This window comes from Candidatus Thermoplasmatota archaeon, assembly GCA_035541015.1.
GTDB lineage: Archaea > Thermoplasmatota > SW-10-69-26 > JACQPN01 > JAIVGT01 > DATLFM01.
Genome location: DATLFM010000109.1, coordinates 1 through 6408 on the forward strand (window position 1 = coordinate 1; position 6408 = coordinate 6408).

The window sequence follows — 6408 nt, forward strand, 5'->3', positions numbered from 1 at the left end:
GTGGGGGGCCGACTTGACGAGCGCGGGATCCTCCCCGGCGATGGCGACAAGCGTGTCGGCCAGGAGGTCGAGCTCCTCCTTGCTCTCGGTCTCGGTGGGCTCGATCATCATGGCCTCCTCCACGATGTGCGGGAAGTAGACGGTCGGCGCGTGGATCCCAAAGTCGAGCAGGCGCTTCACGACGTCCATGCAGCGCACGCCGCGCTCCCGCTTGAGGCGCGCAAGCGAGAGGACGAACTCGTGCTTCCGCAGCGGCTTGAAGGGCATGTCGAAGACCCCGGAAGCCAGGATGCGCTCCTTCACGTAGTTCGCGTTGAGGACGGCCTTCTCGGTGTTGTAGCGCAGGCCGTCGGAGCCGTGGTAGAGGATGTAGGCCCACGCGCGCAGGAGAATGCCGACGTTGCCGTGGAAGGATCGGACCTTGCCGATCGACTGGGGCCGGTTCTCTTCGAGGAAGTAGGTCCCGTCGCCGCGCCGGCCCACGAGGGGAACCGGAAGGAACGGCGCGAGCGCCGCCTTCACGCCCACAGGTCCGGCGCCGGGGCCGCCGCCGCCGTGGGGCGTGCTGAAGGTCTTGTGGAGGTTCAAGTGCACGATGTCAAAGCCCATGGCGCCGGGCGTCGTCACGCCGCAGATGGCGTTGAAGTTCGCCCCGTCGTAGTACAGGAGCGCTCCCTTGGCGTGCACCATCTTGGCGATGCGCTCGACGTTCTCCTCGAAGAGGCCAAGCGTGCTCGGGTTCGTGAGCATGAACGCGGCCGTGCGCTCGGAGAGCGCGGCCTCGAGCGCCGCAAGGTCGACCATGCCGTCGCGGCCGCTTGGGATCTCGACGACCTTGAATCCCGCCATGGCGGCGCTTGCGGGATTCGTTCCATGCGCCGAGTCCGGCACGATGACCTCGTCGCGCACCTGGCCGCGGCTCTCGTGGTACGCGCGGGCCACGAGCATGCCCACGAACTCGCCCTGGGCGCCGGCGGCCGGTTGGAGGCTCACGGCGCTCATGCCGGTGATCTCGGCCAGCATGGTCTGGAGCTCGTAGAGGGCCTGGAGCGTGCCTTGGGAGAAGGCCTCGGGGGCAAGCGGGTGCATCTGCGCCGCGTCGTTTGCGCCCGCGATCTCCTCGTTGAGCTTCGGGTTGTACTTCATCGTGCAGCTTCCCAGCGGGTAGCTTCCCGTGTCGACGCCGAAGTTGCGTTGGGAGAGACGCACGTAGTGGCGCACGACCTGCGCGCGGGGAAGGTTGGGGATGCGCACCTCGTCGCGCGCCAGGTGGGCGGGCACGAGCTCGTCCTCGATCGGGAATTCGGGAAGCTCGAGGCCCTCCGAGAGGCCCTCGCGCTCGAACAGCAACCGGTATCCCCACTGCGCCTGATGGTACACGCCGGCGCGCGGATCGCCTCGCGCGGTGGCGCGCCCATCCTCGGACGGGCTCACGCTCGCACCTCCGAGAGGGCGCCCACGAGGCGCTCGATCGCCTCGTCGGTCGTGGTCTCGGTCACGCAGTAGACGGCGCCGTCGGCAAGCTCGGGGAATTGCCGCGCGAGCGAAAGCCCGCCGTGCAGGCCCTGCCGATTCAGGCGCTCGTTCACGTCGGCGGCCGGGCGCGGGTGCCGGACGACGAATTCGTTGAAGTGGAACCCCTCGAACGCGGGCGCGCGGTAGCCCGGCAGCCGCGCGATGCGACGGGCGACGGCGCGGGCGCGCGTGGCGTTCACCTTGGCGATGCGCGCGAGTCCCTTGCCGCCGACGCAGGCGAGGTAGATCGCGGCCGAGAGCGCGTTTAAGCCCTCGTTCGTGCAGATGTTGCTCGTCGCCTTGTCGCGGCGGATGTGCTGCTCGCGCGTCTGCAGCGTGAGGCAGAATGCGCGGTCCCCGCGCGCGTCGACGGTCTGGCCCACGATGCGGCCGGGCATGCGGCGGACGTGCTCCTTGCGCACGGCAAAGAGGCCCAAGCCGGGGCCCCCGAAGCCGGGGTCCTGGCCCAGGCATTGGCCCTCGCCGACCACGACGTCGGCGCCGTAGGCCCCCGGTCCTTTCTGAAGGCCCAGAGAGATGGGGTTCACGTCGAAGAGGGCAAGCGCGCCGCGCGCATGCGCAAGCTGCACGATCTCCGGGCCTCGGCTCTCGAAGAGGCCAAAGAAGTTGGGACTGCCCACGACGACGCCGGCCACGTCGCTTGTGAGCTTGGCCGAGAGGTCTGCGAGGTCGGCCTCCCCCGTTCGCGCGTCGTAGCCGTACTCCACGATGCGAAGCGGGAAGCTTCGGCAGTAGTTCTCGATGCAGCTTCGCTTCTCCCAGAAGAGGGCGCGGGGCAGGAGGATCGTGTTCCGATCCGTGGCGCGCGCGGAGAGGAGCGCGGCCTCGGCGAGCGCGGAAGCGCCGTCGTACATGGAGGCGTTTGCTGCGTCCATGCCCGTAAGCTCGCATACCATGGTCTGGAACTCGAAGATGGCCTGCAGCATGCCTTGGCTGATCTCGCTCTGGTAGGGCGTGTAGCTCGTGAGGAACTCGCTGCGCGAGGCGAGGTAGCGGACCTCGGGCGGGCTGTGGTGGTGGTAGATGCCCGCGCCAAGGAAGTGGGGCGCGGCAAGCGCGTTTCGATTGCGCCCGAGCGTGGCGGCGGCGCGCCGGCGAACGGCAAGCTCGCTTTGGCCCTTGGGCAGGTTGAGCTGCGTCCGGACGGACTTCGGGATGTCGTCGAAGAGCGCGTCGACCGACGGAAGCCGCATGGCGGCGAGCATGCGCCGCACCGCTTCCTCGCCCTCGGCAAAGTGCGGCATGGCTGTCCCTCTAGTGGCCGCCGGCCTGGGTGTGCGCGCGGTAGTCCTTGTCGGTCAGGAGACCCGCAAGCTCGCCCGGGTTTGCGAGCCGGATCACGCAGAACCACCCGTCCTTGTAGGGGGAACGGTTGAGGAGACCCGGCTCGGCGTTCAACGCTTCGTTGACGTCCACGATCTCGCCGGAGACGGGCGAGAAGATCTCGCTCACGGACTTGATCGATTCGACCTCGCCGATCACGTCGTGCGCCTTCACGCGGTCGCCCTTCCGGGGGATCTTCGCGTACACGACGTCCGTCAATTGGTCCTGCGCGAAGTCCGTGATGCCCACGCGCGCGAGGTCGCCCTCGACCCGGACCCATTCGTGGTCTTTGGTGTAACGAAGCTCGGATGGGACCTCGTGCGCCACGCGACGACCTCCGCGATTCAGACAAACGGCAGCGGCACGACCTTGGCCTGCGCCGCCTGGCCGCGGGTGACAATCTCCAAGCGGGCATCAACGTTGCGGTGCGAGGGGGCCACGTAGCCGAGCGCGATGCCCTTCTTCAGGATCGGGCTTAGCGTGCCGCTTGTCACGACGCCCACTCGCCGCCCGCCGGGCTCCCGGATCTCGCTGCCTTGGCGCGGGATCCCCTGCTCGGCGACGAGGCCGACGAGGCGCTCGTAGTCGTCGCGTTGCCGCTGCGCTTCGAGCGCCTTGCGGCCGGCGAATTCGTGCTCCCAATGGACGAACTTCGACAATTTGGCCTCAAGGGGCGTCCGACCGCCCTCGAACTCGTGTCCGGCCAGGCAGAAGCCTTTCTCAAGGCGCAGCGTGTCGCGCGCCCCAAGCCCGCAGGGGAGGATGCCGTGCTCCCTGCCGGCCGCAAGGAGCGCTTCGAAGAGGCGCTCGGCCGCGGCCGCGGGCCCCATGAGCTCGAATCCGTCCTCGCCCGTGTACCCCGTCCGCGTGAGGAGAAGGTCCACTCCGGCCACGCGCGCGCGTGTACAGCGGAACGGCTTCAAGTCGGCCACCGGGAACTCCGAAAGGGGTGCAAGCGCGGCGGCGGCCTTGGGACCCTGCAGCGCGAGGATGAAGGTCTCCCGCGTCACGTCCTGCACGGGTTGCCCCGAGTGGCGCTCGACGTGCTCGCGCAGGGCCTCGTTCATGCCGGCGTTGGGAACGACGTGGAACCCCTCGGGGTAGCGGAACAGGTAGAGATCGTCCAGGATCGTACCGTCGTCGCGAAGGGCCATCGTGTACTTGCTGCCGCCCACCTTGATGGACGCCGCGTCGGCCACCACGGCGCGCGCGAGGCGGGCGGGGTCGCCGCGGAACCACAGGTTCGACATGTGCGAGACGTCGAAGAGCCCGACGGCGCGGCGCACGGCCATGTGCTCGTCCACGATGCTCGTGTACATCACGGGCATCTCGTAGCCGGCGAACGGGACAAGCCGCGCCCCAAGCGTGCGGTGGAGATCGTGAAGCGGCGTCCGAAGCAGTGTCATGCACGCCGCACGGCGGGCGCTTGTCATGAAGGTTTGCGAGCGACGAGGAGCCAGTTGCGCGATCCGCCGACCTCGGCGCCGCGCAGGTCCTCGATCGCAAGACCGGCCGCCCGCGCGTCCGCGGCCAACTCCTCGCGGTCGTAGGGATGCATGTAGCGCGGGAACGATTCCCCACCCTCGCGCCAAGGCACCGACAGGTCGCCTAGCTCGCCGCCGGGCCACGGGGCCGCGCGCTCGAACCTCGCCTCGCTTGCGTCCCACGCCGTCACGAGCGCGCGCCCGCCGGGAACAAGGACGCGTCCCATCTCGGAGAGTGCGCGAAGGCGCAAGGCCCGCCCCGGAATCACGTGGACCGTGGCAATGGAGAGCGTCGCATCGAAGGAGGACGATCGGAACGGCAACGAGGTCGCCGAGGCGCAGACGACGGGGAGACCGCGGGAGGCGGCCCGTCGGACCATGTCCGGCGCGGGATCGGCGCCCACGACGCGAAATCCCTCGTCGCGGGCGGGAAGGCCGTGCCGCCCGTGGCCACAGCCAACGTCCAGCACCCGCGCGCCGTCCGGAAGCGAGCGCAGGAACTCCATCGCCTGCGGCCAGGGGCGCGTCCGCGCCCGCTCGAAGCTCGCCGCGATCGCGTTCCATTGCGAGGCTACGATGCGCTCGTCCACGCCCCCGCGCAGGCGGGGTCGGGCTCTTGCCTTTTGCGCTTCCCGGCTAGCCCAGGCGCCGTCGAAGGGCGAGCGCGAGGAGGCCCAGCGTCGCCAGGGCCGCCCCCGCCTCGGCGCCCGGCGTGGGCGCGGGCGGTCCCCCGGAGGTCACAAGCACCGCTTGCGTGCGTTCGTTGTTGTCGTGGCGCGTCTCCTCCACGGTCCGCGCGGGGTTCGCTTTGGCGGCCAGCACGTGGTTTCCGGCGACGGCCGCCCAGGTGAATTCAGCCGTGGCGCCCGCGCCCGAGGCGACGGCGGGGAGGTTGCGTGTCTCGATCGTAGCGTCGTTCACGAGGAACTGCACGGCGACGTCCCGCGCGGGCCCGCGGCCGAGGTTCTCCACGCGCACGTGGACAAGAAGCGTCTCGCCCGCGCGTGGAAGCCGGGGTTCCCATTCGATGGCGACGACGGAAAGGTCGGCGGGCGGGACCCGCACGTCGAGCGCAAGCGTCGCATCGTTGTCGTCCTCGTTCGATTCGCGCACGCGGTCGTCGGGGTCCGCCGTGGCCACGACGGCGAGGCCCACGCGCAGCGGGATCGCCTCGGATCGCACGGCGACGGAGCCGCCGGGCGGGAGCGACGGCACGGCCGCCGACGACGCGGGGGTGGCCTCGCCGTCGGCCGGGGAAAAGCGCACGGTCGTTGCAGGCGACGGCGCGTTCCCGTCGTTGCGCACGATCACGGAGAAGACGGCCGTGTCCCCGGCGAAGAGGTTCCCTTCGGGCGCGGAGAGGTTGGCGAGGCGAAGATCGGGCCGTTGGCCCGCCGCCAGCACGTCCACGGCGGCCTCGAGGACGTTGTTGCTCTCGTTGGATTCGCGGACGTCCCCCTCCGCGTCCGTCTCGATCGCAAGCGTGGCGGCGTCGGCGCTTGCGCGCCAACTGAGGTTGAGGACCGTGCGATCGCCCGCCGCAAGGGCCGGCGTGGAAACCGGGGCCACCGTTCCAAGCGTGAATCGGGTGGTCGTGGGTCCGGCGGGCGAGCCGCCGAGGTTGGCGATCGTGACGCGGATCGTCGTGAGATCGCCCTCGTTGAGCGGGAGGCCGCCCCAGTCGACCGATTCGGGCACGAGATCCGGCAGCGTGGCCAGCGAACCCACCGCGACGCCAAGCGCGCGGGTGTTGTTCGTTTCGCTCCGCTCGACGACCGTGTCCGTCGCATCGGCGAACGCCGTGAGCGTCCACGTGCCCGCGCGCGCGGTCCAATTCGGCGCAGCGACGGGCGCGGTGGCCGCGCCGGCGGGGAGGCCCGGGACCGCGACGCTGCCAAGAACGGTCGCGCCGATTCGGAACTGGACGACGAACTCGCCGGCTGCGCGGTCGCCCACGTTCTCGACGATCGCGCGGAACTCAACCTCGTCCCCTTCGACGAGGACGCCGGCAAACGCGAGCTCGCGCACGATAAGATCGGCCGCGGTGGCGGGAAGCACGTCAAGC

6 protein-coding genes are annotated in these 6408 nt (G+C 70.1%); all 6 read right to left on the bottom strand.

What is annotated here, in order from left to right:
* The coding region (gene gcvPB / locus VM681_10705) for an aminomethyl-transferring glycine dehydrogenase subunit GcvPB (GenBank protein ID HVL88454.1) at positions 1 to 1434 on the bottom strand (1434 nt) is incomplete at its 3' end.
* Positions 1431 to 2780, bottom strand: coding sequence for an aminomethyl-transferring glycine dehydrogenase subunit GcvPA (gene gcvPA, locus VM681_10710; GenBank protein ID HVL88455.1), 1350 nt, complete (start codon positions 2778 to 2780; stop codon positions 1431 to 1433). The genes gcvPB and gcvPA, both read right to left, overlap by 4 nt.
* Positions 2781 to 2790: 10 nt before the next feature.
* Positions 2791 to 3186, bottom strand: coding sequence for a glycine cleavage system protein GcvH (gcvH, locus tag VM681_10715; protein ID HVL88456.1), 396 nt, complete (start codon positions 3184 to 3186; stop codon positions 2791 to 2793).
* 17 nt (positions 3187 to 3203) lie between these two features.
* Positions 3204 to 4265, bottom strand: a complete 1062-nt coding sequence (gene gcvT, locus VM681_10720) for a glycine cleavage system aminomethyltransferase GcvT (protein ID HVL88457.1) — start codon at positions 4263 to 4265, stop codon at positions 3204 to 3206.
* 23 nt (positions 4266 to 4288) lie between these two features.
* Positions 4289 to 4933 carry a class I SAM-dependent methyltransferase gene (locus VM681_10725; GenBank protein HVL88458.1) on the bottom strand — a complete coding sequence of 215 codons (645 nt, stop codon included), beginning with the start codon at positions 4931 to 4933 and terminating at the stop codon, positions 4289 to 4291.
* Between the two features lie 46 nt (positions 4934 to 4979).
* On the bottom strand, positions 4980 to 6408 hold a 1429-nt coding region (locus VM681_10730), incomplete at its 5' end, for a CARDB domain-containing protein (protein HVL88459.1).